Source organism: Mesorhizobium sp. CAU 1732 (genome assembly GCF_039888675.1).
Taxonomy (GTDB): domain Bacteria; phylum Pseudomonadota; class Alphaproteobacteria; order Rhizobiales; family Rhizobiaceae; genus Aerobium.
In genome coordinates, this window is sequence record NZ_JBDQQR010000001.1 from 775,379 (window position 1) to 801,862 (window position 26,484).

Consider the following 26,484-nt stretch of genomic DNA (forward strand, 5'->3'; position numbering starts at 1 on the left):
CTTTCAGCCCGCCATGGCGTCGGGGACGACCACGAGCTTGCCGACGAAACCCTTCGAGACGAAATCCGCCTGCGCCCGATGGAAATCGGAGAGGCGGTAGACGCCGCCGACGAGTGGGCGGATTTTCTTGTCCTCGATATAGCGCACGATGCGGCGGAAGTCCGCGCGCGTGCCCTGGCTGGACCCATGGAGCTGGAGCTGCTTCAGGTACATCGTCCGCAGATCGAGTTGAACGACCGGTCCCGCGATCGCGCCGGCGGTCGTGTAGCGTCCCTCGGGTCGCAGGATACGCAGCAGGTCATTGAAGATTGCGCCTCCGACGAGATCGGCGACCACATCGACAGGCTTCCCGCCCGTGGCCGCATGCACCGTTTCCATCAGGTCGCCCTCGCCGCGCGTCACTACGGCCTGCGCGCCGATGTCGAGCAGCGCCTGCTCCTTGCCCTTTCCGACGACCGCATAAGGGATCGCCCCGCGCGCGCGGGCCAGTTGCACGATGCCTGAGCCCACGCCGCCCGATGCACCGGTGACGAGGACCCGTTCGCCGGCCTTGAGGCCTGCGCGCTCCAGCATCTGCTCGCCGGTCAGGTAGGCGCAGCAGAAGGTGGCAAGCTCGATGTCCGTCAGGTCCGTATCGACGACATGCGCATTCTCGGTAGGCAGCGCCTGATACTCGGCGTAGCCGCCGTCCCGGCCATGGCCCATATAGTCGATGTCGGCGAGCGAATCGTCATCGCGGTTGTAGATCGAGAAGTCGACCATCACGCGCTCGCCGATGCGCGCGGCCGACACGCCGTTGCCCACCGCCACGATGGTCCCGACGCTGTCGGTACCTTGAATGCGCGGGAAGGTCAGCGTGTTTCCCTGCCGTCGCCAGGTCGAGACGGCGGCCGGATCGTCTTCCCGGCCATAGGCTCCTTCCCGAACCCACACGTCCGTATTGTTCATGCCGCACGCAGAAACCTTGATCACCACCTCGCCGGGAGCGGGCGAGGGGACGGGTACGTCCTCGCGATAGACAAGCTTTTCAGGGCCGCCATGCCCGGTGAGCAGAACGGCGCGCATGGTGGCGGGGAGGGAGGATGTGGCGGGCATTTTATTCGTCTCGTTTGTTCGAAGTAGCACCCCCCCTGTCCATTCGGGCCACCTCTCCCCTATCCGGGGGACCCAAGCTGGAAAGCGCCGGCCTTGCGGCAGGCATTTCCTCTCCCCTGGGCAGGGGGGAGAGGTGGACCTGCGAAGTCGGGACGGAGTGGGGGGGCTGGATTTGAGCTCAGATGTTCGCAAACACGCTCTTCACCGCATCCGCAGTCGCAGTGACGACCGTATCGGCTTCCTCGCGCGTCAGGCAGAGCGGCGGCGCGAAGCCGAGAATGTCGCCCTGTGGCATCGCTCGGCCGATGACGCCACGCTCGGCGAGCGCGGTTGCAATCTGCGGCCCGATCTTCTGCGACGCGTCGAAGAAGACCCGGTCGTCCTTGTCCGATACGAACTCGACCGCCGCCATCAGCCCGTCGCCGCGAACCTCGCCGACATTGGCGTGGTTGCCGACGGCGTCCGCCAGCGCCTTGCGGAAATAGGCGCCGGTCTCGCCCGCATTGGTGACGAGATCCATCGAGTCGATAAGCTCCAGATTGGCGACGCCGGCCGCCGCGCAGATCGGATGCGCCGAATAGGTCCAGCCATGGCCGAGCGAGCCGAGCTTGTCGGAGCCTTCCACGAGAACCTTCCACATGCTGTCGCGAACGATGACGCCCGAAAGCGGTGCGTAGGCCGACGTCAGGCCCTTGGCGATCGTGATCAGGTCGGGCTTCATGCCGTAATGATCCGAGCCGAACATCGTGCCCAGGCGCCCGAAGCCGGTCACGACTTCGTCTGCGACCAGCAGCACGTCGTACTTCGTCAACACGGCCTGGATCTTCTGCCAGTAGCCGGCGGGCGGCGGCACGATGCCGCCGGTGCCCAAAATCGGCTCGCCGATGAACGCGGCGACCGTGTCCGGACCTTCGGCCAGGATCATTTCTTCCAGCCTGTCGGCGCAATGTTGCGAGAACTGCTCTTCCGACATCGACCGGTCTTCGCGGCGGAAATAATAGGGCGCTTCGGTGTGCAGGATCGGTGCGCGCGGCAGGTCGAACGCGTTGTGAAAAAGTTCGAGCCCGGTCAGCGAACCCGTCATGACGCCCGATCCGTGATAGCCGCGCCAGCGCGAGATGATCTTCTTCTTCTCAGGCCTGCCCAGCACGTTGTTGTAGTACCAGATCAGCTTGATGTTGGTCTCGTTGGCGTCCGATCCCGAAAGACCGAAATAAACGCGGCTCATGCCCTCGGGCGCACGGTCGATGATCATCTTGGCAAGCGTGATCGACGCTTCCGTGCCGTGCCCGACATAGGCGTGGTAGTAGGCGAGTTCCCTTGCCTGCGCGGCGATCGCATCGGCGATCTCGGTGCGGCCATAGCCGACATTCACGCAATAAAGCCCGGCGAACGCATCGAGGCTCGTCTTGCCGTTTGTATCGGTGATGTAGACGCCTTCGCCGCCTGCGATCACCCGCGTGGGAGATTCGCCGCGCGCATGCGTGCCCATATGCGTCGATGGGTGGAAGAAATGGTCGCGGTCCCAGGCGGCAAGTTCGTTGGACTGGTCGAGCATGGTCTTTTCCCTTTTTGTCATGCTGCGTCGAGGCAGAGATATTTGAGGTCCGTGAAGGCTTCGAGGCCGTGGCGCGAGCCTTCGCGACCGAGGCCGGACTGTTTCACGCCGCCGAATGGCACTGGCGCGCCGGTGATCTTCACACGATTGATCGCGACCATGCCGTAATCGAGCGCGCGGCCCATGCGAAGCTGGCGCGCGCCGTTCTCGGTCACGACATAGGCGACGAGGCCGTATTCCGTGTCGTTCGCCCGCGCGACGATTTCCGCCTCGCTGTCGAAGGGCGTGATCGCCGCGACGGGGCCGAACGTCTCCTCACGCATGATCAGCGCATTGTCGGGCACGTCCGCAAGCACCGTCGGCTGGAAGAACAGCGGCCCGGCAAAATGGCGCGAACCGCCCGCGAGGCAGCGCGCGCCGTGGGCGATGGCGTCGGCAACCTGTTCTTCGACCTTGGCGACGCTTCGGGCATGCATCAGTGGACCGATCGCGACGCCGTCTTCCAGCCCGTGTCCGATCTTCATAGCGGCAACACGCTCGGCAAACGCCGCGCAGAATGCGTCATAGACCGCGCGCTCGACATAGATCCGGTTCGCCGCCAGGCAGTCCTGCCCGGACGTGGCGAATTTCGCGTCGATCGCGATGCCGACCGCCCGATCGATGTCCGCGTCGGCGAAGACGATCAGCGGTGCGTGTCCGCCCAGTTCCATGACAAGGCGTTTCATCGTGCCGGCGCATTGCCCCGCGATCAGCCTGCCGATTTCGGTGGAGCCGGTGAAGCTCATGGCGCGAACCCGCGCATCCTCGCACATCCGCGCGACAATGGTCGCCGCATCGCCTGTCACGATGTTGAAAACGCCCGCCGGCACTCCGGCACGCTCGCCGAGCTCGGCCAAAGCCAATGCGGAAAGCGGCGTCTCGGAGGACGGATGCGCCACGATCGTGCATCCGGAAGCGAGTGCTGCGGCGGCCTTGCGCGTCAGCATGGCGGACGGAAAATTCCAGGGCGTGACGATGCCGACCACGCCGACAGGCTCGCGCCTCACGATCATTTCAGCGCCCGGCAAATGGCTGGTCACGCTCTCCGCATTCACGCGCTTTGCCTCCTCGGCGTACCATTCGACGAAGGATGCTGCGTAGTCGATCTCGCCACGCGACTCGGCGAGCGGTTTGCCCTGTTCCAGCGTCATCAGGAGCGCGAGGTCTTCCCTGCCGGCGACGATCAGGTCGAACCAGCGCCGCAGGATGGACGAGCGCTCCTGCGGCAACAGTGCTTTCCATGCAGGAAATGCCGATGCGGCCGCGTCGATCGCAGCCGTGGTCTGAGCCGCGTTGAGCGACGCAACCCAGGCGACGCTCGATCCGCTTCCAGGGTCGGTGACCTCGAAGCTCTCGCCCGTCTCGCCAGCCGTCCAGTGCCCACCGACATAGGCAAGTTCGCGCAAAAGCCGCCGGTCGTTCAAACTATCAAGCGCATCATGGCGGCGGTTGCGGGCGAAATGGGCAGACATCTGGTTGCTCCGGTGCTTCAGGCCGGAAGCGTAAGCGCAATGCTCGCGATAAAGAGGCTGTTTCTCCTGCTGCTGGTAGAGAGTTTCTCTATCCCAGAGGCATGCGCCGGAGAAACTCTCCGATCACGTCGACAGTGGCAGCAGATCATCGAGCGGCAGCGCCGTCTCTTCCTTCACCGTCCGCGTCACGATGTAGGTGAAGTAGCGATCGATGCCGATTTCGCGTTCCAGGAGCGCGTCGACCAGACGCTGATAGGTGTCGATGTCCCGCGTCACGACCTTAAGGACGTAGTCCACCCCACCGCCCACCGACCAGCAAGCGACGATCTCGGGTTGGTCGCGGATCGCGCGTTCGAAACGGTCGAAATCGGCCTGCCGGTGCGCGCCGAGGGTCACCTCCATCAGCACCGTCGCCACGGGCGCGACGCAGCGCGCCGAGACATGCGCGTGATAGCCGCTGACGATGCCGGCCTTTTCCAGTTTCCGCAGCCGCATCCAGCATGGCGTCGGGGAAAGCCCGACCTTTTCCGCCAGCGCCAGCTTGGTGATCCGGCCGTCGCGCTGGATCGCATCCAGGATTTTCAGGTCTATGGCATCGAGCTTGTGGCGGGTCATGGTGTCTCGCAGATTGGTCCACAAGCATGACGTTGCAAGATTTCGATTGTCAATTGCACTGATTATGAGCATCTAGTGATCATGACAATGTGGCTGCCCGATCCAGCGCTGTTGCGACGTCCCGCCTACCTCTCGCTGGCCGATCAATTCGCACGCGCGATTTCCGACGGAAAGCTCGAGAACGGCGTCAGGCTGCCCACTCATCGCAAGCTCGCCGACGAGCTTGGTCTGTCGGTCCAGACGGTCAGCCGTGCCTATGAGGAATTGATCAGGCGCGGTCTCATCACCGGCGAAGTCGGGCGCGGAACCTTCGTGCAGACGCAAGGGCGGGAGCCCGACCCGCCATACCTGCCCGAGCGGCTGGGCGAGGTCATCGACCTCTCCATCCTCAAGCCGGTCTGCGAGACGATGCACCACGATCGCCTGAAGGGTGCGCTTGCCTGGCTGGCGGAGAACCTGCCTGCGAGCTCCGCGCTCTCGTTCAGGCCGAACGTCGTCTTCCCGCGCCATCGCGCGGTCGCGGTGGACTGGCTGAAACAGTGCGGGCTGACCGTCTCGCCGCAGAATGTCAGCGTCACCAATGGCGCGACGGCAGGCATGACCGTGGCCTTGATGAGTGTCGCGCCGCCCGGATCGACGGTGGCGACCGAAGCGATCGGCCATCACACGCTGGTGCCGCTCGCGACCTATCTGGGCTTCCACCTCGATGGGCTGCCGATCGACGATGACGGCCTGATCCCCGAAGCGCTCGACGAGGCGTGCCGGCATTCCGACATCAGGGCGGTGTTCCTTCAGCCATCCGTCATCAACCCGACCGCGACCCTGATGAGTGCCGAGCGCCGGGCGGAAATCGTAGCCGTGGCGCGCAAGCACGACATCGCGATCGTCGAGAATGACGTACTCGGCCCCCTCGTGGCAGACCGCCCGCCGCCCATCGCAGCACTTGCGCCGGAGCGAACGCTTTACGTGACGAGCTTCACCAAGATCGTCGTACCCGGACTGCGCATCGGCTATCTCGTTGCACCGGACCGATATGTCGCGGCCGTGGCAAACCGCCATCTCGTGTCGAACTGGATGGCGACGCCGATGGTGGCGGAGATTGCGAGCAAATGGGTAAGCGATGGCACGGCCATGGAATTGGTCGATTGGCAGCGCGCTGCCATACGCCGCCGCCACGACATCGCGGCGGAAGTGCTCGATGGCGTTAAGCTCCGCTCGCATCCCGAAAGCCTGCATCTCTGGCTGCCGCTTCCCGATGGCCGCAGCGAAGACGGTTTTGTCTCGCAGGCCCGCTTGCAGGGTGTCGCCATCGCGCCGGGCGTGTCCTTCCGCACATCGGAGGCGCGGTGGACGCCGGCCGTGCGCATCTCGCTCGGCTCGACGGACGAAGCGGAGCTTCGCATCGGGCTCGGCCTGGTGGCGAAATTGCTGATGGCCGACCCCGAACACCTCCTGCTCGCCATCTGATCGGCAGGTGTGCCGTTTTATCAGGCCCTGTCTGCATCCGAATTGTGCAGGTTTGACATTATTGTCATGATTTAATTTTCCCGATTGACATGATTTCGGGTGTTCCCCATCGTAAAGGCACAACGTCTCCACGAAGGGGAATGAATGCCTGCGCCCATCGTCCAGATTGACGGGATTTCCAAGAGCTTCGGCACGTTCAAGGTGCTGGACGGCCTGTCGCTGCAGGTCATGCCCGGCGAGAAGCTCGCGCTGATCGGCCCCTCCGGTTCCGGCAAGACGACGATCCTGCGCATCCTGATGACGCTCGAAGGCATCGACGAGGGCAGCATCAAGATCGACGGCGACGAGCTCTACCGCATGCCGCGCAATGGCGGGCTGGTCGCGGCCGACGAGCGTCATCTCGCCAAGGTCCGGCAGAAGGTCGGCATGGTGTTCCAGCTCTTCAACCTGTTTCCGCATAAATCCGTCATCGACAACGTGACCCTGGCGCCGATCCTGACGCAGAAGACGCCGCGCGCCGCTGCCGAGAAGCGGGCCTTGGAACTGCTCGAGATGGTGGGCATGGCAGACAAGGCGAAGGCCATGCCGGCACAACTGTCGGGCGGCCAGAAGCAGCGCGTCGCGATCGCCCGCGCGCTCGCCCTGTCGCCGAAGATCATGCTGTTCGACGAGGTCACCTCCGCGCTCGATCCCGAACTGGTCGAGGAGGTGCTCAACGTGATGCGCAAGCTCGCCGAAGAGACCGATATGACGATGCTTCTGGTCACGCACGAAATGGGGTTCGCGCACGATTTTGCGGATCGCGTCCTATTTTTCGACCGGGGCCGGATCGTCGAGGAAGGCAAGCCCGACGACATTTTCCGTCAACCCAAGCAGGAGCGTACGCAGGCGTTCCTGAGGAAGATCATCGCGGCCGGACACAGGGTCTGACCGCCAAAACAATGGCCGGGCAATACCGGTCGCAACGATAACAAAACGGAACACGAGCAGAGGAGATTTGAACATGAAACGCTATGCAGTAATGGCCGGAGCGGCCGCGATCGCAGCGCTGTCCGCAGTCGTGCTGACTCAACCCACCGTGGCGCAGGACAACGCCAAGCTCGAGCAGTTGAAGGCGCAGGGCTTCGCCCGCGTCGCCATCGCCAACGAGCCGCCCTTCACGGCTGTTGCCGCGGACGGCAAGGTTTCGGGTGCTGCCCCAGACGTGGCGCGCGCCGTCTTCGAGAAGCTCGGCGTGCCGGAAATCGTCGCATCGATCTCGGAATATGGCGCGATGATCCCCGGTCTGCAGGCTGGTCGTCATGATGTCGTTACCGCAGGTCTCTTCATGAAGCCCGAGCGTTGCGCGGCGGTCGTCTACTCCGAGCCGGTCCTTTGCGATGCAGAGGCGATGCTGGTGAAGAAGGGCAACCCGAAGGGCTTCAAGAGCTATGAGGACGTTGCGGCCGACGCATCGGCGACCATCGGCGCGCCCGGCGGCGGCACAGAAGAGAAGCTGGCGCTCGACGCCGGCGTGCCGCGCGACCGCGTCATCGTGGTACCGGATGGGCAGAGCGGCCTGAAGATGGTTCAGGACGGCCGCATCGACGCCTATTCGCTGCCGGTCCTGTCGATCAACGACCTCGTTCAGAAGGCCAACGATCCGAACCTCGAAGTCATCGCACCTGTCGAAGGTGCGCCTGTCTATTGTGACGGCGCGGCCTTCAAGAAGGGCGACGAGGCCTTGCGCGACGCGTTCGACGTCGAACTCGCCAAGCTGAAGGAATCCGGCGAATTCGCAAAGATCATCGAGCCCTACGGCTTCTCGGCCGCAGCCGCGCTGTCGACGAACCGCGAAAAGCTCTGCGCCCAGGAGTAGGGGCACTGTTTCCTTCTCCCCGCTTGCGGGGAGAAGGTGGCCGAGCGAAGCGAGGTCGGATGAGGGGCGGCGCTGCTGCTGACGGTCACGCGAAGCTGCGAATGTCGGCTTTGCCCCTCATCCCCCTGCCGGGACCTTCTCCCCGTAAACGGGGAGAAGGAGGAAGCGGCGCCGGCGGCGCTCATCTCTCAACGCGGAATCCCCCATGACCGACTGGTCCGGATATCTAGCCCTGATCCTGCAAGGTGCGCTCGTCACGGCGCAGCTTACGGTCATGGGTTGCGCGCTCGCGCTGGTGATGGCGTTCATCGCCGGGCTGGGCCGGCTTTCGCGCTTCTTCGCGCTGCGGGCGCTGGCGACCGCCTACATCGAATTCTTCCGCGGCACATCGATTTTCGTCCAGCTTTTCTGGGCCTATTTCGTCCTGCCCTTCATGGGCATCACGCTGACGCCCTTCCAGGCCGGCGTGCTGGCTCTGGGCCTGAACGTCGGCGCCTATGGCGCGGAGGTGGTGCGCGGCGCGGTGCAGTCCATCGGCAAGGAACAGCGCGAGGCCTGCGTGGCGCTCAATCTCTCGCGCTTCCAGGCGATGCGCTACGTGATCCTGCCGCAAGCCTTCCTGACCATGCTGCCGACCTTCTGCAACAACGCGATCGAGCTTCTGAAGGCCACCGCGGTCGTGTCGCTGATCTCGCTGACGGACATGACGTTCCAGGCGCAGGTCGTCCGCGCGCAGACCGGCAATACGCTGGTTCCGTTCGGCACGATCCTGCTGATCTACTTCGTCATGGCCATGACGATCTCCACCTTCATGCGTTGGCTTGAGCGCCGTCTCGCGCGCGGCCTCGATGGCGTGAGGACAGTCTGATGGAGTGGGCCACATAATGGAGTGGGATTGGGCTTTCGTCTGGCAGATCATGCCGACCCTCATCGAGGGCGTGAAGATCACCATCCTCGCGACCATTCTGGGGTCGCTGCTGGCTGCCGTCGTGGGACTTGGCATCGCGCTCCTGCGTCGTTCGCCGAGCCGGATCGTATCGCGCACGGTCGGCTTTGTCGCGGAGTTCATTCGCGGCACGCCGCTTCTCGTGCAGCTCTATTTCATCTTCTACGTGCTGCCCGACTTCGGCATCCTGCTGTCGCCGCTGGTCGCGGGTGTGATCGGGCTGGGTCTGCACTACGGAACCTATACGGCCGAAGTCTACCGCGCCGGTATCGACAACGTTCCGCGTGGCCAATGGGAGGCTGCGAAGGCCTGCAACCTCAGCGGCAACCAGACCTGGGTGCATGTGATCATGCCGCAGGCGATCCCGCCGATGATCCCCGCGCTCGCCAACTATTTCATCGCCATGTTCAAGGAAACGCCGCTTCTCTCGGCCATCACCGTGCTCGAACTGATGAATCAGGCGAAAAGCGTGGCCAACAGTTCCTACCGCTACATCGAGCCGATCACGATGGTCGGCGGCTTCTTCCTCGTGATCAGCCTCTTTTCGGTCGTCCTGCTGCGCTGGCTGGAACACCGCTATGGGACGGTGGAGCGGTGAGCGACCTCCCGGAAATCAGGCAGGCGGCACAGCGTCCCGCACTCGACCCGCGTCCGCTCGAAAAACGGATCGGTCTGGTGATCCTCGCCACCGACCACACGAGCGAACCCGATTTCCGCCGCATGGTCGCCAGCGAGCGGGTCGGTGTCTACGTCGCGCGCATCCCCTACGCAAACCCGACGACGCCGGAAAATCTGCGCAAGATGCAGCCGGCGCTGACCGCCGGAACGCGCCTGATCCTGCCCGATGAGGAACTGGACGCGATCTGCTACTCCTGCACGTCGGCGTCGGTCGTGATCGGCGATGCCGAGATCGAGGCGGCGATCGGCGCGGCGAAGCCGGGCGCGCCCGTGGTGACGCCGCCGGCTGCGGCCATACGCGGCATGAATGCGCTGGGCGTCCGCCGCATCAGCCTGCTGACCCCCTACACGGTCGAGACCACGCGACCGATGGCGTCCTACTTCGCCGGCCACGGCTTCGACCTTGCGAGCGTCACCTGCCTCGGTTTCGATGACGATCGCGACATGGCGCGCATTCCTCACCAGGCGATCGTCGAGGCCGCAAAGGCGGCGATCGCGCCCGACGCCGAGGCGCTGTTCATCTCCTGCACGGCCTTGCGCGCGGCGCATGTCGCGGCCGAGATCGAAGCTGCGATCGGCCGGCCCGTCGTGACCAGCAATCAGGCCACGGCCTGGAACTGCATGCGGCTGTGCGGCGACGAAACGGCACGGCCGGAGTGGGGCCGGCTGATGACGCTTGGTTTGGCGCAGCCGCAATGACGGTCACCCTCTCCGACATCCGCGCCGCGCACACGCGCATTGCCGGCAAAGTAGAGCGCACGCCGACGCTTCCGTCTCCGTCGCTCTCCGAACTGTGCGGCGTACCCGTCCATCTGAAGCTCGAACATCGCCAGACCACGGGCAGCTTCAAGCTGCGCGGCGCATCCAACGCGGTGGCCTTGCTCGTCGAAAGCGGCGCGGGCGCGCGCGGCGTGGTGGCTGCATCGACGGGCAACCACGGCCGCGCCCTTGCGCATGCCGCAAAGCTCGCCGGCATCCGCGCGACGATCTGCATGTCGCGTCTCGTGCCGGAAAACAAGGTCTCCGAAATCCGCCGCCTCGGCGCGGAGGTGCGGATCGTCGGAAAAAGCCAGGACGACGCGCAGGAAGAGGTGGCCCGGCTGGTCGCGAGCGAGGGCATGGCGATGGTGCCGCCTTTCGACGACCCGGCGATCGTCGCGGGGCAGGGCACGCTCGGGCTGGAGATCGTGGAGGACGTTCCCGACGTCCAGACCGTGCTGATCCAGCTTTCCGGCGGCGGTCTGGCCTCCGGTGTCGCCGCGGCCGTGAAGGCGCTCAGACAGTCCGCCAGGATCGTCGGTGTCTCGATGGCACGTGGTGCGGCGATGAAGGCGAGCCTCGATGCCGGCAGGCCGGTGCAGGTCGAGGAACTCGAAACGCTTGCGGATTCGCTGGGCGGTGGGATCGGACTCGACAACCGGCTGACCTTCGCAATGTGCCGCGATCTGCTCGATGACGTCGTGCTGCTGTCCGAAGACGAGATCGCCGAGGGTATCCGGCACGTCTACGCCCACCAGCGCGAAGTGGTGGAGGGTGCGGGCGCTGTCGGCGTCGCCGCCCTGCTCACCGGCAAGGTGAAACCGAACGGCCCGACCGTCGCCGTTCTTTCCGGCGGCAACATCGACATGGCGCTGCACCGGAAGATCGTCTGCGACGAGGAGCGCGCCGCATGACCCGCATGACCATCCTCACCGAGGCCGAACTGCGCAAGATCGTCCGCCTCGATCTCGAAGCGGTCGCCTGCGTCGAGAACGCATTTCGGGCGCTTGCGACGCTGCCGGTCGCGATGCCGCCGATCCTGAGGCTCGACATTCCCGAGCATCGTGGCGAGGTCGACGTGAAGACGGCCTATGTGCCGGGCATCGACGGCTTTGCGATCAAGATCAGCCCCGGCTTCTTCGACAATCCCAAACTGGGTCTGCCGAGCGTCAACGGCATGATGGTCCTCCTGTCGGCCAAGACCGGCCTCGTCGAGGCGCTGCTGCTCGACAACGGCTATCTCACGGATGTGCGCACCGCTGCCGCCGGCGCGGTCGCGGCGCGGCATCTGTCCCGTCCGAACGCGTCTGTCGCGACGATCTTCGGCGCGGGCATGCAGGCGCGGATGCAACTCGAGGCATTGCTGCTCGTGCGCAGCATCGAGGAAGCGCGCATCTGGGCGCGCGACGCGGCCAAGGCCGAGAAGACCGCCGCGCAGTTGCGCGAACGGCTAGGAATACGGGTGCGTGCCGAGGCGGATCCGGCGCGAGCGATCGCGGGCGCCGACGTGGTCGTGACGACGACGCCCGCGAGCGAGCCGCTTCTCAAGCGTGCGTGGTTGTCGCGCGGCCAGCATGTCACCGCGATGGGCTCCGACGCCGAGCACAAGAACGAGCTGGAGCCTGCGGTCATCACGGGCGTCGATCTCTATGTCGCCGACAGGCTGAGCCAGACAAGGCGGCTCGGCGAACTCCACCATGCGATCGAGGCGGGGCTGGTTCCGGCTGACCGTGTCTTCCCTGAATTGGGCGAGATCGTCGCCGGCCTCAAGCCCGGGCGCACCTCGGACACGATGACCACGGTCGCCGACCTGACCGGCACGGGCGTTCAGGACACGGCCATCGCGACACTGGCGCGCGACAGGGCGAGGGCAGCGCAGGCGGGAACCGATTTCGAGAGCTAGGCGCGGCCGTATCGGCCCAAGGAATAAACGAGGAAACGACCAGACATGCTGCCCAATCTGAAATTCACCCGCGAGGAATACGCCGAGCGCCTCGCCAGGACGCGGCGCGCAATGGAAGCCAAGGGCGTCGACCTGCTGATCTGCTCCGACCCGTCCAACATGGCGTGGCTGACCGGCTATGATGGCTGGTCGTTCTACGTCCATCAGGCGATCCTGGTGCCGCCGACGGGCGAGCCGGTCTGGTACGGGCGCGGACAGGATGCGAACGGTGCAAAGCGCACCGCATATCTCGGCCATGACAACATCGTCGGTTACGCCGATCACTACGTCCAGTCGACCGAACGCCATCCTATGGACTACCTCTCAAAGGTCATCGGCGAGCGTGGATGGGACAAGCTCACCATCGGCGTCGAGATGGACAATTACTGGTTCTCGGCCGCCGCATTCGCGGCGCTGCAGAAGCATCTGCCCAATGCACGCTTCGTGGACGCGACCGCGCTCGTGAACTGGCAGCGCGCGGTGAAAAGCCCGACCGAGATCGACTACATGCGCAAGGCCGCGCGGATCGTGGAGGTGATGCATCAGCGCATCGTCGACAAGATCGAGGTCGGCATGCGCAAATGCGATCTCGTGGCCGAAATTTACGATGCCGGCACGCGCGGCGTCGATGGGATCGGCGGCGATTATCCCGCGATCGTGCCGCTGCTTCCGTCGGGCGCGGATGCCTCCGCGCCGCATCTGACCTGGGACGACAAGCCCATGAAGTCGGGCGAGGGCACGTTTTTCGAGATCGCCGGCTGCTACAATCGCTATCACTGCCCGTTGTCGCGCACGGTCTTCCTCGGCAAGCCGACGCAGGAATTCCTCGACGCTGAGAAGGCGACGCTGGAAGGCATGGAAGCCGGCCTCGCCGCCGCCAAACCCGGCAACACCTGCGAGGACATCGCCAACGCCTTCTTCGCGGTCCTGAAAAAGTACGGGATCACCAAGGACAACCGCACCGGCTATCCGATCGGTTTGAGCTACCCGCCGGACTGGGGCGAGCGCACGATGAGCCTGCGCCCCGGCGACCGCACCGAACTCAAGCCCGGCATGACGTTCCATTTCATGACCGGCCTGTGGCTGGAGACGATGGGTCTCGAAATCACGGAATCGATCCTGATCACCGAGACCGGTGTCGAGTGTCTCGCAAACGTGCCACGCCAGTTGTTTGTGAAGGGCTGAGGGGAGGCACGACGTGATGATGCACCGTACACCCCCACCCCTAACCCCTCCCCACAAGGGGGAGGGGGACAATTTCACGGCCGCCCAAGCTCAAGTCGAGGGCTGGGGAGTGACGTTGCCAAAGAATCCCCCTCCCCCTAGTGGGGAGGGGTTAGGGGTGGGGGTTGCGGGAGACATGCAGTGATGAAACCCTCCCCCATCACCCCCACGATCGATCTCGACGCTGCCGGCGTCCAGCACGGCTTCCTGCGATTGCCCTACAGCCGCGATGATTCCGCGTGGGGTTCGGTGATGATCCCCATCGCGGTGATCCGGAACGGCGAGGGCCCGACGGCGCTCCTCACCGGCGGCAACCACGGCGACGAGTATGAGGGGCCGCTGGCGCTTTTCGATCTGGCGCGGACGCTCGACCCGGTATCCGTCTCGGGAACGGTTATCATCGTGCCGGCGATGAACTATCCCGCGTTCCGCGCCGGCACGCGCACCTCGCCGATCGATCGCGGCAATCTCAATCGCAGCTTTCCCGGCCGGCCCGACGGCACGGTGACCGAGAAGATCGCGGACTATTTCCAGCGGGAACTCCTCCCCCGCGCGGATATCGTGCTCGACTTTCATTCCGGTGGCCGCACGCTCGACTTCCTGCCCTTTTGCGCGGCCCACATCCTGCCCGACAAGGCGCAGGAGGCGAGCGTCATGGCGGCTGTCGAGGCATTCTCGGCGCCATGGTCGATGCGCATGCTGGAGATCGATGCGATCGGCATGTTCGACACGGCAGCCGAGGAGATGGGCAAGGTCTTCGTCACGACGGAACTCGGCGGCGGCGGCACGTCGACCGCCGCAAGCGTCCGCATCGCCCGGCGCGGCGTCATGAACGTGCTGCGCCATTCGGGCATCGTCTCCGGCGCGGTAGAGAAGAGCCAGACGTCCTGGCTCGACATGCCATCCGGCGACTGCTTCTGCTTCGCCGAAGAGGACGGCATGGCCGAGACGATGGTCGATCTGGGCGACGCCGTCTGCGAGGGCGACGTCATCGCGCGCATCCACGCGATCGGGCGCACCGGCGTCGCACCGGTGGATATCAGGGCGAAAATGTCCGGCATCCTTGCGGCGCGGCATTTTCCTGGTCTGGTGAAGGCGGGCGACTGCATGTCGGTCGTCGCGGTGGTTGACCGATAAACCGCATCGACGTGCCAGTTTCCTTCGTCGCGGAATTGGAGTATGGAACGGCCGGAAATGTAGGTGCGAGCAGCGCGTGACCCTTTCTCGGCATCAAAGACCGGCTGACGGCGTCCAGGCAGTGTTCCTGGTCCGGATGACGCTTGTCTGGATGGTCCTGTTCGCCATGCTGCCCAATCCGCTTGGCGGTGCTGCGGCTGCGTTCGCGTCCTCGTCGTTCACCCAGCAGACGCTCGATGAACGGGACGGCGCGGATCGTCATGCCACCCCGGCAGCATCGAGACAGCACAGCTTCGCAGTCGTGTCCTCCGACGGCGGGAGCCCGGATGACGGGTTCGGCGTCGGTGCCGGGCTGGTGGTGCGATATGCATCCCTGACGCACGGCGACCCTGCCGACACCGGATACCCAGCCGTCGCGACGCTGACAGCCGCCGGTTTCCTCTCGACCCACGCTCGCGCGCCGCCGCTTTCGGCCTGATGCGTTAGCCGCAGCCTTTGGGCTGCATCCCCGTTGCGCGCCGATCCTTGAAAAAGCGCGGCGCCGCCGGACATGGATCATGAACCGACACACTGCCCCTGTGCGCTTTCTGCTGCAGGCCCTTCTCATTCTTCTATGGGGCGGGATGGGTGCCGGCGCGCCCGTTTCACACGCGCCGTCCGGGCTGGTGTCCGCAGCCGCCAGTCAGGCGGAGACGGTGTCGTCACGCCGTCATGGCCCCCGAAACCCCGAGCGGCTCAGCGATCGTGAGGCAAGCCGCAGCGCGATCGTCGAGCGCCGTCATGCCGACGATCTCTGGAATGCCGCCCAATCCGGCGGCGCGGGCCTTTTGCCCGCAACGGCCGGTCTGCCGCTTCCCGACACATCCGACGCCGCGCAATCACTGAGACCCCGCCATGTCACAAGCGCGCAAAGCGCCCACCACCGCGCCCGCGCGCCCCCTTTCGACGCCTGATCCCCGTCGCCTCCGCCGATGCGGAGAACCTGAAACGAGGCGGTCGGCCTGGCTGCCGTCTCGCATCCAAAGGATCATTTCATGAGAACCTCAAAATGGGTTCTGATCAGCTATACGCTCATCATTCTGGTGGGCCTGATCACCGCCCTGCCAAATCTGTTCACGCCTGCCCAGTTGGCTTCATTGCCGGGCTGGATACCCAAGCAGCAGGTCACGCTCGGCCTCGACCTTCAGGGCGGCTCGCATCTCGTTCTGGAAGTCGATGCCGCGACTCTTCGCCAGGATCGCTTGAAGGCGCTGCTGGAGGATGTGCGGGGCGTCCTGCGCACCGAGCGCATTCCGGCCCAGTCCGCCAGGCTGTCCGGCGACACGGTGGTGCTGTCCATCGCCGATCAGGCAACGCGTGAGCGCGCTCTGACGAAAATCCGCGAACTCGCCGTTCCCATCGCCAACACTGCGATGGGAGCATCGATTGCCGATATCGACGTGGCCACCGATGGAAACGCGATCAAGCTGTCCCTGAGCGAGGCAGGCTTCAAGGACCGCATCGACCGGGCGCTCGAGCAGAGCCTGGAGGTGGTGCGCCAGCGCGTCGATCAGGTCGGCGTCGCCGAACCGAGCATCCAGCGCGTCGGCTCCGACCGCATCCTCGTCCAGTTGCCCGGTCTCCAGGACCCGACACGGCTGCGGCAACTGCTTGGTTCCACCGCCCAGATGTCGTTCCACATGGTGGCTGAAAATGTGACGGGAGATCGTCCGCCAGCCGGTGTGACGATGTTGCCGGACTCCAAGACCGGCCAGCTCTACCCCATCGAGGATCGCGTAGCACTGAGCGGTGATCGCCTGACTGACGCCCGCGCGGGCTTCGATCAGCGCACCCACGAACCCATCGTCTCGTTCCGCTTCGACAGCGCGGGCGCGCGGCAGTTCGCCGACATCACGGCGCAGAACGTCAACAAGCCTTTTGCGATCGTTCTCGACGGCAAGGTGCTGAGCGCGCCCGTCATCCGTGAACCGATCACCGGCGGCTCGGGGCAGATCAGCGGCTCGTTCACGGTGGAAGACACCGTCGTGCTCTCCGCGCTTCTGCGTGCCGGCGCGCTGCCGGCGCCTCTGACAGTCATCGAGGAGCGCAGCGTTGGCCCCGATCTCGGCGCCGACGTGATCCAGATGGGCATCTATACGGGCCTTGCAGGCTTCGCCCTCGTGGTCGCCTTCATGATCGCGCTTTACGGGTGGTGGGGCCTCATCGCGAATTTCGCGCTGTTCCTCAACGTGGCGCTCACGGTCGGCCTGCTCAGCATTCTGGGCGCGACCCTGACGCTTCCCGGCATCGCTGGCATCATTCTGGGCATCGGCATCGCGGTCGATGCGAACATCCTGATCAACGAGCGAATACGCGAGGAAACGGCCAAGGGACTGAGTTCCTTCGCGGCGCTCGATCGAGGGTTCAAGATGGCCTACTCGACCATCGTCGATGCGAACGTCACGACCCTGATCGCGACCGGACTGCTCTTCATGTTCGGTTCGGGACCGGTGCGCGGCTTTGCCATCACCATGATCATCGGCATCGCCGCCTCGATGTTCACGGCGGTTGCCGTCGTGCGCATTCTCATGACGGAGTGGGTGCGCCGCAGGCACATCAAGACGATCAGGATGGAGCCTCTGATCCGGTTCATGCCGAAGGAAACCCACATCTCCTTCATGCGGGCCCGCTTCCTGGGCATCGGCATCTCGCTGTTGCTGTCGCTGGCCTCGATCGGCCTCTTCATCAAGCCGGGCCTCAATTACGGCATCGACTTCACCGGCGGCATCCAGGTCGAAGTCGTCACTTCGCAACCGGCCGATCTGGCGCAGATGCGTGGCGATCTCAGTGCACTGAACCTCGGCGAAGTCGCGTTGCAGGAGATCGGTGGCGACAACCATGTCCTGATCCGGCTGCAGCGACAGGAGGGTGGTGAAGCCGCGCAGACTGCGGCCGTCAATGCCGTGCGCGACACGGTCAAGACGATCGATCCGGACGTACGCGTCGAGCGAACGGAGGTGGTCGGGCCGAAGGTCAGCGGGGAACTGGCGCAGAACGGCATCATCGCCGTCGTGCTCGCCGCGCTCGCCATGCTGGTCTACATCTGGTGGCGCTTCGAGTGGAACTTCGCGATCGGCGCGATCGCGACGCTCATACTGGATACGACCAAGACCATCGGCTTCTTCGCGCTGTTCGGTCTCGACTTCAACCTGACGGCCATCGCGGCGCTTTTGACGATCATCGGCTATTCGGTGAACGACAAGGTGGTGGTCTATGACCGCATGCGTGAGAACATGCGCCTCTACAAGAAGAAGTCGCTGCGCGAGATCATCGACATGAGCATCAACCAGACGCTTGCGCGATGCATCTTCACCTCGGCGACGACCTTCCTCGCCATGGCGCCGATGGCGATCTGGGGCGGCAGCGCGGTCGAGAACTTCGCGGTGCCGATGGTGTTCGGCATCGTGATCGCGACCTCGTCGTCGATCTTCATCGCAGCACCGATCCTGCTGTTCCTAGGCAATTGGTGGGAACACCGCCAGGCCGGCCGTCTTGGCGGCCATGAACTGCCGGAGCCGATGCAGAAGGCGTAGACAAAAAACGCGGCGGTCCCGTCAGGGACCGCCGCGCTCGTATACGGCTTTGGAGCGATACGGCTACATCGGCCGGTGATCGCTTTCCTCTTCGAAGGTCACGGCGACGTCGGCATTGGCCGAGAGGCGCACCGTCCCGCCCTCGATCTCGGCCACGAGACCGAGCGGAATGTAATGGTGATGGCCGCGATGCGAGCCTTCGCCGCTATCCTTCTTGGTCAGCTTGATCCTGTCGCCCTCGACGTGATCGACCGTGCCGACGTGAACGCCGTCGGCTCCGATGACTTCGGCATGTTCCTTGATCTGCGTGCTATCAACCATTGGTGCTCTCCTTCTCTGCGGCTACAACGCGGCAATCGCATGTTGGATGCTTCGGACGGTCGGAGGCCCGGTTTATTGGATCGGTGTCCGTCCCGACAGGCCGTCGATGATAGGGCATTCCGGCCGGTCATCGCCATGGCAATTGGCGACGAGGTGGCTCAGCATGTCGCGCAGGCCGTGCAGTTCCGCGAGCTTGCGGTCGATCTCCGTGAGCTTGGCTTCCGCCATGGCCTTCACTTCGGCGCTTTCACGGTGCGTGTCGCCATAGAGCGACAGAAGCTGCCGGCATTCCTCGACCGAGAAGCCCAGACCGCGCGAGCGCTGCAGGAAGCGCAGGCGATGGACGTCCTCCATTGAATAGTCGCGATAGCCGTTCTCGCGCCGGTCGGGCCGCAAAAGCCCGATTTCCTCGTAGTAGCGGATCGTCTTGGGCGGCAGGCCGGACTTTTCGGCCACGGTTCCGATGTTCATGGGCTCGTTCCTTTCATGGCTCAGATCGCCGTGCATCCTGACGGATGCACGGCGATCTATCTCTTGTTAAGCATCGGAATAATCCGAAAACCGGATTCCACTTTTCGGTCCGATCCTCAGCCGAGCTTGAGCGTCCGCAGCCTCAGCGCATTGGCGATCACCGACACGGACGATAGGCTCATGGCGGCAGCGGCAAGCATCGGCGACAGAAGCATCCCGAAGACTGGATATAGGATGCCTGCCGCCACAGGCACACCAAGCGCGTTGTAGACGAAGGCGAAGAACAGGTTCTGCTTGATGTTGCGGATCGTCGCCTGCGCGAGCGTCCGGGCCCGCACGATCCCGTTGAGATCGCCCTTGACCAGCGTGATGCCGGCGCTCTCCACCGCGACATCGGCCCCAGTGCCCATCGCGATGCCGACATCGGCGGAAGCAAGTGCCGGCGCATCGTTGACGCCGTCGCCGGCCATCGCGACTTTTGCGCCTTTCGCGCGCAACGCCTCGATTAGCGCCTGCTTGGCTTCGGGCAGCATGTCGGCGCGCACCTCGTCGATGCCCAGCCTTGCCGCCACCGCCCGCGCGGTGCGTTCGCTGTCGCCGGTCGCCATGATGATGCGAAGGCCGGTCTCGTGCAGCGCGCGGATCGCCTCCGCCGTGGTCGCCTTGACGGGATCTGCGACGGCGACGATGCCCGCGAGCTTGCCGTCCACGGCCACGAACATCGCCGTCTTGCCCTGCGAGCGCAACGCGTCGGCGCGCTCTTGTCCGTCGGTCGTGGCCGCGCCGAGTTCGGACATCATGGCTGCGTTGCCGAGCGCGACCTTTCGCCCGGAAACCGTTCCCGAAACGCCCTTGCCGGTGACCGCGTCGAAGTCCGTCGTCGCCTGGATGGCCACGCCGCGTTCCTCTGCCCCCTCGACGATCGCCTCAGCGAGCGGGTGTTCCGAGCCGCGTTCGAGGCTTGCCGCGAGCGAGAGCAGGTCCGCCTCGGCGAAGCCGTTCAGCGGCACGATATCCGTGAGCTTCGGCCTGCCTTCCGTCAGCGTGCCCGTCTTGTCGACGATCAGCGTATCGACCTTGGCGAAGCGCTCCAGCGCCTCGGCGTCCTTGATCAGCACGCCGGCCTGCGCGCCGCGTCCCGTCGCCGTCATGATGGACATCGGCGTGGCGAGACCCAGAGCGCAGGGGCACGCGATGATGAGCACGGACACAGCCGAGACGGTCGCGAAGATCATCGACGGCTCCGGGCCGAACACCGCCCAGACAACGAAGGCGAGGACCGCGACGAGAACGACGGTCGGGACGAAATAGAACGCGACCCGATCGGCCATTCCCTGGATCGGTGCGCGCGACCGCTGGGCCTTCGCCACCATCTCGACGATGCGTGACAGCATCGTATCGGCTCCAACCTTCTCGGCGCGGATGACAAGCGTGCCGTTGCGGTTGAGCGTGCCGCCGGTCACCGGATCGCCTTCGGATTTCTCGACTGGGAGAGGCTCTCCTGTGATCATGGATTCGTCGATGGCGGTGCGGCCCTCCAGCACCACGCCGTCAACGGGAACGCTGTCGCCGGGGCGCACGCGCAGCCGATCGCCGGATTGTACATCTTCCAACGGAACGTCTGCCTCGGACCCGTCTTCCGCGATGCGGCGCGCGGTCTTCGGCGCAAGGTCGAGAAGCGCACGGATCGCGGAACCGGTACGCTCGCGCGCCCGCAGTTCCAGAACCTGCCCAAGAAACACCAGCGTGACGATGACTGCGGCCGCCTCGAAATAGACCGGAACCGTATCGCCATGACCCCGGAACTGGTGCGGAAACAGGTCGGGGAACAGCGTGGCGATCACGCTGTAGATGTAAGCCGCGCCGACGCCGATCGAGATCAGCGTCCACATGTTCGGGCTGCGGTTGGTGATCGATTCCCAACCGCGATGGAAGAATGGGAACGCCGCCCAGAGCACGACCGGCGTCGCCAGCGCCAATTCCATCCATATGGCCGTCCGCTCGCCCAGCCAGTCGCGAACCGGCAGGCCGATCATCGGCCCCATGGCGATGATGAGCAATGGCACGGAAAGCAGGGCACTGACCCAGAGGCGGCGTGTGAAGTCGATGAGTTCCGGGTTCGGCCCCTCGTCGCCGGTCGGCACGCCCATCGGTTCGAGCGCCATGCCGCAGAGCGGGCAGGAGCCGGGCTTGTCGCGCACGATCTCGGGATGCATCGGGCAGGTGTATTGGGTTCCCTGCGGCATCGGCTCGGGCGGCGGACGGTCGCCGAGATATTTCGCCGGTTCGGCCTCGAACTTCGCCTTGCAGCCCGCCGAGCAGAAATAGAACCCCGTTCCCTCGTGACGCGTGAAATGCTTGGCGCTCGCACGATCCACCTGCATGCCGCAGACCGGATCGGTCGCAGTCAGGTAGGTCTCGGGCTTAGCCGCGAACTTGGTGCGGCAGCCCTGCGAGCAGAAGTGATACGTGTGTCCTGCGTGTTCCGCAGTCGGTTTGCCTGCGTTCGAATCGACCGTCATGCCGCAGACGGGATCGCGAACGACCGCTTCGGTTGGCGTCTTGCCGGAGCAGCACGATCCGTCGCCGGAATGCGTGTGCTGGTGTTTGCCGTGGGTGCTCATAGCGACCTCTCATCGTTGATCGCACCCGTCATGAACCTTCCAGTCACGGGAGGGTCAAGCGATTTCTTCGCGACGATCGATAGGGGAACAGCCGCCTGCCAGACTTCCGGCGGCTGTTCGGGTGAGGGCGGTCATTGCGCGGTTCGCCGCCGGGTCCAGTATTCGGCCATGGCGAGCGGTGCCGCGAACAGGCAGAGCGAGAGCAAGCCCAAGACAAGGAGCGTGGACATCGCCGTCCATTCCGGCAGAAAGGCCGCCATCCGCGTCTCGACGCTTTCGCGCAGAAGCACGACCGCCGCCGCGCCGGCGATCACGCCGATCAGGATGCCGATGAGGCGAGCCTTGTCCGGCCGGGGAATGCGAAGGCGGCCTTCGCCGCGCAGCCACATGGCCAGAAGTCCGGCATAGATCCATACGCCGACAGCCGTGGCGGTCGCCAGCCCGACATGCGCGAGCTGGCCGACGAGCGCGAATTTGAGGGCGACATTCACGATCGTCGCCAGCCCCAGCGCCTTGACCGGCGTCGTCGTGTCGCCCCGGGCGTGAAAGCCGGAGACCAGCGCCCTGATGGCGATCGCGGCCGGCAGGCCGAGCGAATAGGCGGCGAGCGCGCCGGCCGAACCGGACACGGCCTCTGCGGTGAACGCGCCGCGCGCGAACAGGACTTCGATGATGAGATCGCCCAGCAGCGCCAGCCCCACCGCGCAAGGCAGCCCGAGGACGAGGCACACCGCGACCGCGTGGCCGAGCGTGGCAGGCGCGGTACGATCGTCCGGATTGGCGGACCGCCGCGACAAATCTGGCAGAAGCGCGGTGCCGATCGCGATACCGATCACGGCCAGCGGTAGCTGGTACAGGCGGTCGGCGTAATAGAGGTAGGAAAGCGACCCGGTCGGCAGGAACGTCGCGATGATGGTGTCGGCGAACATCGCGATCTGGACGCCGCCAGCGCCGATGATGGCCGGCCCGAACCGCTTGAGGAACTGCCCGACATGCGGGTTGCGTTTCGGCAGGCCGAGCTGGAAGGGCAATCCTGCCCGCACGCAGATGCCGGCCAGAAGGACGAATTGCGCGATACCGCCCAGAAGCACGCCCCAGGCGGCGGCATGGGCCGCGGACGGGAACAGCCAGGCGACCAGCAAGGTGCCTGCCATGGCGATGTTGAGCAGAATGGGCGCCGCCGCTGCCGCTGCGAACCTGTCATGCGCGTTCAGGACGCCGGAGAGGAGCGCCACCACCGAGATGAGGGCGAGATATGGGAACGTGATGCGCGTCAGGTCGATGACGAGGTCGCGCTGTGCCTGATCGTCGCCGAGACCCGGCGCAAGGAGCGCGATCAGCCAGCCGGTGGCAATGAGCGCCACGGCAAGCAGCGACAGATTGGCGATCAGCGACCATGCAAGGATGGTCGAGCGGAAGGATTTCGCGGCCTCCGCTCCCTCCCGATCCGCGATCGCGGCATAGGTCGGCACGAAGGCGGAGTTGAAAGCGCCCTCGGCAAGGATGGCGCGGAAATGATTGGGCAGGCGGAACGCCACCATGAACGCATCCGCGAGCGGTCCGGCGCCCAGGATCGCGGCCATCACGACATCGCGCCCGAAGCCGAACAGGCGGCTCAGCAGTGTGAGGCCGCCCACCGTTCCGGCACGTGACAAAAGGCTCATGCGATCGCGCAACCAAATGGATGTGTCATGGGCGGTTCGTGGGGATCAGCCCCCGCGAATCACCTGTCCTGACCTACAATCCCACCACCGCCAGCTCTTTGTCACGATCGTGGCGCAGCACCTCCGTTTCAGCAGGCTGCGCGGCGGCCGGCTGCGCGCTACCGTCGGAGAAGACCTTCCAGCGTCTCGGCCGGAATGCGACCCGGCTGCGATTGGCCGCCGGATGATCGATCGGAAGTTCGATCTCGACGCGATGCTGGTTGCCGCCGATCTCCAGCTCGACGCGGCGTGTGCCCGCCACGCGGCGGCTGGCGACCACCGTACCCGCGATGCACCCGCCGCCGCCTTCCAGAAGGTCGATGTCGTGCGGGCGGAAGTAGAGCGTCCCGTCGCCGTTCGGCACATCCTTCGTCTCGAGGCCGATCGATCGGTCCTCGAGCCAGACCTGGCCGTTCTCGACCCGAACGGGAAGGGCGCTCGAATCGCCGATGAAGCCGTAGACGAAGGGTGAGTTCGGCGCGTCGTAGACGTCGTCCGCCGATCCGACCTGTTCGATGCGCCCCTGGCTCATCACGACCACGCGGTCTGCCAGTTCGAGAGCCTCTTCCTGATCGTGCGTCACGAAGACCGTGGTGTGGCCTGTCGTGTCATGGATTTCGCGAAGCCAGCGGCGCAGCTCGCGCCGTACCTGCGCGTCCAGAGCGCCGAAGGGCTCGTCGAGCAGCAGCACCCTGGGCTCGATCGCCAGCGCACGCGCAAGCGCGACACGCTGCCGCTGGCCGCCGGACAACTGGCTCGGGTAGCGCTTTTCGAGGCCCGAAAGCTGGACGAGATCGAGCAGCTCCGACGCCCGACGGCGGATCTCCGCCTTGGCAGGGCGATTTGCACCGGGCCGCACCTGCAACCCGAAGCCGATATTGTCGGCGACCGTCATATGGCGGAACAGGGCGTAGTGCTGGAACACGAAGCCGACATTGCGTTCCTGAACCGTCTTGTGGGACGCGTCGTCATCGCCGAACAGGATTGTGCCCGAGGTCAGGAAGTCGAGACCGGCAATGAGCCGCAAAAGCGTCGTCTTGCCCGACCCGGAGGGACCGAGGAGCGCGATGAGCTCGCCCGAGCGGATGTCGAGAGACACGTCGTGAAGTGCGGGAAACCGGTCGAATTCCTTGCGGACGTTCTTGATGCTGAGTTCCATCTGCGTGCTCCCTAGCGCATCGTGGACGAGGGCTTGGCGACCTCGCGTCGCACGGATGCGGAAGTTTCGTTTCCGTAGGCCACCTCAGTGTCCTCCGCGACCGGCTGCGAGCTGGTCGGCATAGCGCCACTCGAGCCAGGATTTGATAACCAGCGTCACCAGCGCCAATCCGGCGAGCACGGCGGCCAGGCTGAAGGCGGAAACCTGCGCCAATGCCCGGAACTCCTGATAATAGAGCTCGATCTGCAAAGGCATAGTCACCGTTTCGCCCCGCAGCTTGCCGGAAATGACGGCGACCGCGCCGAACTCGCCCATGGCGCGGGCGTTGCAGAGCAGGACGCCATAGAGCAGCGCCCACTTCACGTTGGGCAGTGTCACGCGCCAGAACGTCTGCCAGCCGGACGCGCCGAGCGACAACGCAGCCTCTTCGTCTCCGGTTCCCTGATCCTGCATCAGCGGGATGAGTTCGCGCGCCACGAACGGAAACGTCACGAACACGGTGGCCAGAACGACGCCCGGTACGGCGAAGATCACGCGGATTCCGTAATCCTGCAAAAGCCATGCTCCGATCGGCGTGAACGGCCCCAGCAGGAGCACGTAGACCAGTCCGGCGACGACGGGCGACACCGAGAAGGGCAGGTCGATCAGCGAAATCAGAAGCGAGCGGCCGCGGAACCGGTATTTGGCGATCGCCCAGGCCGCCGCGATGCCGAACAGGACGTTGAACGGAACCGCGATCGCCGCAACGAACAGCGTGAGCAGAATGGCCGATATCGCATCGGTATCCCGAAACGTCGCAAGCGATGCCTGGATGCCGAGACCGAGTGCCTGAACGAAGACGGTGAGAAGCGGCAGGAGAAGGAAAACGCCGAGCACGAGGATCGAAAGCACGATCAGCAGATACCGGACCCACGGAGCCTCGGTGACGGGCGAGCGGATGGCACGCGGCTGCGCTGAAGCGGCGGGCAGGTCGACTGTTGCATCAGCCATTGCCGAACCTCCTGTAGCTCCAGGCCTGGATGAAATTGATGAGAAGCAGGATGGCGAACGAGACCGTCAGCATCACCGCCGCAATGGCCGCGGCTGCCGCATACTCCCGCTCTTCCAGCCGGAACACGATGAGCAGCGGCAGGATTTCGGTCTGGCGCGGAATGTTGCCGGCGATGAAGATGACCGAGCCATACTCTCCGACCGCGCGGGCGAAGGCGAGGGCGAAACCGGTCAGGATCGCGGGGATGAGCGGCGGCAGGATGATCCGCAAAATCGTGGTCCGCCTCGGCGCGCCAAGCGTGGCTGCCGCCTCCTCGACTTCCCGGTTGAGGTCCTCCAGCACCGGCTGCACCGTGCGCACGACGAAGGGAAGGCCGATGAACACCAGCGCGATCCAGATGCCGACCGGCGTGTAGGCGATCGTGATGCCGTAGGGCGAGAACAGGCGGCCCACCCACCCTTGCGGAACGTAGAGCGCCGTCAGCGCTATGCCCGCGACGGCGGTCGGCAGCGCGAAGGGCAGATCGATCACGGCGTCGACGAACCGTCGGCCGAAAAACCGGTAGCGCACGAGGACCCAGGCGATCATCACCCCGATGATGACATTGAAAAGGGCTGCGAGCAGCGACGCGCCGAAACTCAGTTTCAGGGCCGCGATGAAGCGGGGACCCGTCACGATGCGCTGGAAGGATGCCCAATCCAGCTCGAACGTCTTCACGTAAAGCCCGATGATCGGAATGATCACGATCAGCATCAGGTAGAAGATCGTGAAGCCAAAGGTCAGCCGGAAGCCCGGAATGATACTCGGCTCCCGAAATCGAATGTTCGCCATTGGCCCGCCTTGGTCGATCAAG

24 protein-coding genes are annotated in these 26,484 nt (G+C 64.9%); 13 read left to right on the forward strand and 11 right to left on the reverse strand.

From position 1 onward, the window contains the following. Nucleotides 1–3 precede the first annotated feature (3 nt). From AAFN55_RS03960 to AAFN55_RS03975, 4 genes are all read right to left on the reverse strand, one after another. Nucleotides 4–1,095 (reverse strand): alcohol dehydrogenase family protein, encoded by a 1,092-nt coding sequence (locus tag AAFN55_RS03960; protein WP_347797574.1) that lies wholly within the window; start codon nt 1,093–1,095, stop codon nt 4–6. A 178-nt stretch (nt 1,096–1,273) separates the two neighbouring features. Continuing rightward, nucleotides 1,274–2,653 (reverse strand): aspartate aminotransferase family protein, encoded by a 1,380-nt coding sequence (locus AAFN55_RS03965; protein WP_347797575.1) that lies wholly within the window; start codon nt 2,651–2,653, stop codon nt 1,274–1,276. A 17-nt stretch (nt 2,654–2,670) separates the two neighbouring features. Beyond that, nucleotides 2,671–4,164, reverse strand: coding sequence for an NAD-dependent succinate-semialdehyde dehydrogenase (locus AAFN55_RS03970; RefSeq protein WP_347797576.1), 1,494 nt, complete (start codon nt 4,162–4,164; stop codon nt 2,671–2,673). 123 nt (nt 4,165–4,287) lie between these two features. Beyond that, entirely contained in the window at nt 4,288–4,779 is a 492-nt protein-coding gene (locus AAFN55_RS03975) for an Lrp/AsnC family transcriptional regulator (RefSeq protein WP_347797577.1), read from the reverse strand. 81 nt (nt 4,780–4,860) lie between these two features. Here AAFN55_RS03975 and AAFN55_RS03980 point away from each other — a divergent pair, with 81 nt between their 5' ends. The 13 genes from AAFN55_RS03980 to secD all read left to right on the forward strand — a co-directional run bounded on the left by AAFN55_RS03980 (nt 4,861) and on the right by secD (nt 18,362). After that, on the forward strand, nt 4,861–6,246 hold the full coding sequence (locus AAFN55_RS03980; RefSeq protein ID WP_347797578.1) for a PLP-dependent aminotransferase family protein: 1,386 nt from the start codon (nt 4,861–4,863) through the stop codon (nt 6,244–6,246). A gap of 144 nt (nt 6,247–6,390) precedes the next feature. Beyond that, entirely contained in the window at nt 6,391–7,176 is a 786-nt protein-coding gene (ehuA, locus tag AAFN55_RS03985) for an ectoine/hydroxyectoine ABC transporter ATP-binding protein EhuA (RefSeq protein WP_347797579.1), read from the forward strand. Nucleotides 7,177–7,249: 73 nt separating this feature from the next. Beyond that, complete coding sequence (gene ehuB / locus AAFN55_RS03990; RefSeq protein WP_347797580.1) at nt 7,250–8,104, forward strand: ectoine/hydroxyectoine ABC transporter substrate-binding protein EhuB; 855 nt, start codon at nt 7,250–7,252, stop codon at nt 8,102–8,104. A gap of 205 nt (nt 8,105–8,309) precedes the next feature. After that, the gene (ehuC, locus tag AAFN55_RS03995) at nt 8,310–8,972 is read left to right on the forward strand and encodes an ectoine/hydroxyectoine ABC transporter permease subunit EhuC (protein ID WP_347797581.1); all 663 of its coding nucleotides are present in this window, start codon (nt 8,310–8,312) and stop codon (nt 8,970–8,972) included. 16 nt (nt 8,973–8,988) lie between these two features. Beyond that, nucleotides 8,989–9,648, forward strand: coding sequence for an ectoine/hydroxyectoine ABC transporter permease subunit EhuD (gene ehuD / locus AAFN55_RS04000; RefSeq protein ID WP_347797582.1), 660 nt, complete (start codon nt 8,989–8,991; stop codon nt 9,646–9,648). Beyond that, nucleotides 9,645–10,427, forward strand: coding sequence for an ectoine utilization protein EutA (gene eutA, locus AAFN55_RS04005; protein WP_347797583.1), 783 nt, complete (start codon nt 9,645–9,647; stop codon nt 10,425–10,427). Before ehuD ends, eutA begins: the two co-directional genes overlap by 4 nt. Then, nucleotides 10,424–11,401: a hydroxyectoine utilization dehydratase EutB gene (gene eutB / locus AAFN55_RS04010; RefSeq protein ID WP_347797584.1), complete on the forward strand. Its 978-nt coding sequence runs from the start codon at nt 10,424–10,426 to the stop codon at nt 11,399–11,401. The genes eutA and eutB overlap by 4 nt, the downstream gene beginning before the upstream one ends. Beyond that, nucleotides 11,398–12,390 (forward strand): ectoine utilization protein EutC, encoded by a 993-nt coding sequence (gene eutC / locus AAFN55_RS04015; RefSeq protein WP_347797585.1) that lies wholly within the window; start codon nt 11,398–11,400, stop codon nt 12,388–12,390. The genes eutB and eutC overlap by 4 nt, the downstream gene beginning before the upstream one ends. Nucleotides 12,391–12,435: 45 nt before the next feature. Continuing rightward, entirely contained in the window at nt 12,436–13,614 is a 1,179-nt protein-coding gene (doeA, locus tag AAFN55_RS04020; protein WP_347797586.1) for an ectoine hydrolase DoeA, read from the forward strand. A gap of 183 nt (nt 13,615–13,797) precedes the next feature. After that, the gene (gene doeB / locus AAFN55_RS04025) at nt 13,798–14,790 is read left to right on the forward strand and encodes a N(2)-acetyl-L-2,4-diaminobutanoate deacetylase DoeB (protein WP_347797587.1); all 993 of its coding nucleotides are present in this window, start codon (nt 13,798–13,800) and stop codon (nt 14,788–14,790) included. Nucleotides 14,791–14,866: 76 nt separating this feature from the next. After that, nucleotides 14,867–15,268, forward strand: a complete 402-nt coding sequence (locus tag AAFN55_RS04030) for a hypothetical protein (RefSeq protein WP_347797588.1) — start codon at nt 14,867–14,869, stop codon at nt 15,266–15,268. 79 nt (nt 15,269–15,347) lie between these two features. Then, complete coding sequence (locus AAFN55_RS04035; RefSeq protein WP_347797589.1) at nt 15,348–15,743, forward strand: hypothetical protein; 396 nt, start codon at nt 15,348–15,350, stop codon at nt 15,741–15,743. A gap of 81 nt (nt 15,744–15,824) precedes the next feature. Beyond that, complete coding sequence (secD, locus tag AAFN55_RS04040; RefSeq protein ID WP_347797590.1) at nt 15,825–18,362, forward strand: protein translocase subunit SecD; 2,538 nt, start codon at nt 15,825–15,827, stop codon at nt 18,360–18,362. 63 nt (nt 18,363–18,425) lie between these two features. Here secD and AAFN55_RS04045 read toward each other — a convergent pair whose 3' ends face one another. The 7 genes from AAFN55_RS04045 to cysT all read right to left on the reverse strand — a co-directional run bounded on the left by AAFN55_RS04045 (nt 18,426) and on the right by cysT (nt 26,462). Next, the gene (locus AAFN55_RS04045; protein ID WP_347797591.1) at nt 18,426–18,683 is read right to left on the reverse strand and encodes a DUF2171 domain-containing protein; all 258 of its coding nucleotides are present in this window, start codon (nt 18,681–18,683) and stop codon (nt 18,426–18,428) included. A 72-nt stretch (nt 18,684–18,755) separates the two neighbouring features. Next, complete coding sequence (gene cueR, locus AAFN55_RS04050; protein WP_347797592.1) at nt 18,756–19,154, reverse strand: Cu(I)-responsive transcriptional regulator; 399 nt, start codon at nt 19,152–19,154, stop codon at nt 18,756–18,758. Between the two features lie 116 nt (nt 19,155–19,270). Then, on the reverse strand, nt 19,271–21,778 hold the full coding sequence (locus AAFN55_RS04055; RefSeq protein WP_347797593.1) for a heavy metal translocating P-type ATPase: 2,508 nt from the start codon (nt 21,776–21,778) through the stop codon (nt 19,271–19,273). 131 nt (nt 21,779–21,909) lie between these two features. Then, a complete protein-coding gene (gene murJ, locus AAFN55_RS04060; protein WP_347797594.1) occupies nt 21,910–23,442 on the reverse strand; it encodes a murein biosynthesis integral membrane protein MurJ in 1,533 nt (510 codons plus the stop codon). Nucleotides 23,443–23,515: 73 nt separating this feature from the next. Further along, entirely contained in the window at nt 23,516–24,640 is a 1,125-nt protein-coding gene (locus AAFN55_RS04065) for a sulfate/molybdate ABC transporter ATP-binding protein (RefSeq protein WP_347797595.1), read from the reverse strand. 84 nt (nt 24,641–24,724) lie between these two features. Beyond that, nucleotides 24,725–25,630: a sulfate ABC transporter permease subunit CysW gene (gene cysW, locus AAFN55_RS04070; protein ID WP_347797596.1), complete on the reverse strand. Its 906-nt coding sequence runs from the start codon at nt 25,628–25,630 to the stop codon at nt 24,725–24,727. After that, entirely contained in the window at nt 25,623–26,462 is an 840-nt protein-coding gene (gene cysT / locus AAFN55_RS04075) for a sulfate ABC transporter permease subunit CysT (RefSeq protein ID WP_347797597.1), read from the reverse strand. The genes cysW and cysT overlap by 8 nt, the downstream gene beginning before the upstream one ends. Nucleotides 26,463–26,484: the final 22 nt, after the last annotated feature.

Coding starts and splice junctions, on each gene's coding strand:
- AAFN55_RS04035 (WP_347797589.1), top strand. CDS start 15,348: ATGAACCGACACACTGCCCCTGTGCGCTTTCTGCTGCAGGCCCTTCTC.
- doeB (WP_347797587.1), top strand. CDS start 13,798: ATGAAACCCTCCCCCATCACCCCCACGATCGATCTCGACGCTGCCGGC.
- ehuC (WP_347797581.1), top strand. CDS start 8,310: ATGACCGACTGGTCCGGATATCTAGCCCTGATCCTGCAAGGTGCGCTC.
- AAFN55_RS04055 (WP_347797593.1), bottom strand. CDS start 21,778: ATGAGCACCCACGGCAAACACCAGCACACGCATTCCGGCGACGGATCG.
- cueR (WP_347797592.1), bottom strand. CDS start 19,154: ATGAACATCGGAACCGTGGCCGAAAAGTCCGGCCTGCCGCCCAAGACG.
- AAFN55_RS04045 (WP_347797591.1), bottom strand. CDS start 18,683: ATGGTTGATAGCACGCAGATCAAGGAACATGCCGAAGTCATCGGAGCC.
- AAFN55_RS03975 (WP_347797577.1), bottom strand. CDS start 4,779: ATGACCCGCCACAAGCTCGATGCCATAGACCTGAAAATCCTGGATGCG.
- ehuA (WP_347797579.1), top strand. CDS start 6,391: ATGCCTGCGCCCATCGTCCAGATTGACGGGATTTCCAAGAGCTTCGGC.
- AAFN55_RS04065 (WP_347797595.1), bottom strand. CDS start 24,640: ATGGAACTCAGCATCAAGAACGTCCGCAAGGAATTCGACCGGTTTCCC.
- AAFN55_RS03980 (WP_347797578.1), top strand. CDS start 4,861: ATGACAATGTGGCTGCCCGATCCAGCGCTGTTGCGACGTCCCGCCTAC.
- AAFN55_RS03970 (WP_347797576.1), bottom strand. CDS start 4,164: ATGTCTGCCCATTTCGCCCGCAACCGCCGCCATGATGCGCTTGATAGT.
- eutC (WP_347797585.1), top strand. CDS start 11,398: ATGACCCGCATGACCATCCTCACCGAGGCCGAACTGCGCAAGATCGTC.
- secD (WP_347797590.1), top strand. CDS start 15,825: ATGAGAACCTCAAAATGGGTTCTGATCAGCTATACGCTCATCATTCTG.
- eutB (WP_347797584.1), top strand. CDS start 10,424: ATGACGGTCACCCTCTCCGACATCCGCGCCGCGCACACGCGCATTGCC.
- cysT (WP_347797597.1), bottom strand. CDS start 26,462: ATGGCGAACATTCGATTTCGGGAGCCGAGTATCATTCCGGGCTTCCGG.
- AAFN55_RS03965 (WP_347797575.1), bottom strand. CDS start 2,653: ATGCTCGACCAGTCCAACGAACTTGCCGCCTGGGACCGCGACCATTTC.
- murJ (WP_347797594.1), bottom strand. CDS start 23,442: ATGAGCCTTTTGTCACGTGCCGGAACGGTGGGCGGCCTCACACTGCTG.
- ehuB (WP_347797580.1), top strand. CDS start 7,250: ATGAAACGCTATGCAGTAATGGCCGGAGCGGCCGCGATCGCAGCGCTG.
- doeA (WP_347797586.1), top strand. CDS start 12,436: ATGCTGCCCAATCTGAAATTCACCCGCGAGGAATACGCCGAGCGCCTC.
- cysW (WP_347797596.1), bottom strand. CDS start 25,630: ATGGCTGATGCAACAGTCGACCTGCCCGCCGCTTCAGCGCAGCCGCGT.
- AAFN55_RS03960 (WP_347797574.1), bottom strand. CDS start 1,095: ATGCCCGCCACATCCTCCCTCCCCGCCACCATGCGCGCCGTTCTGCTC.
- ehuD (WP_347797582.1), top strand. CDS start 8,989: ATGGAGTGGGATTGGGCTTTCGTCTGGCAGATCATGCCGACCCTCATC.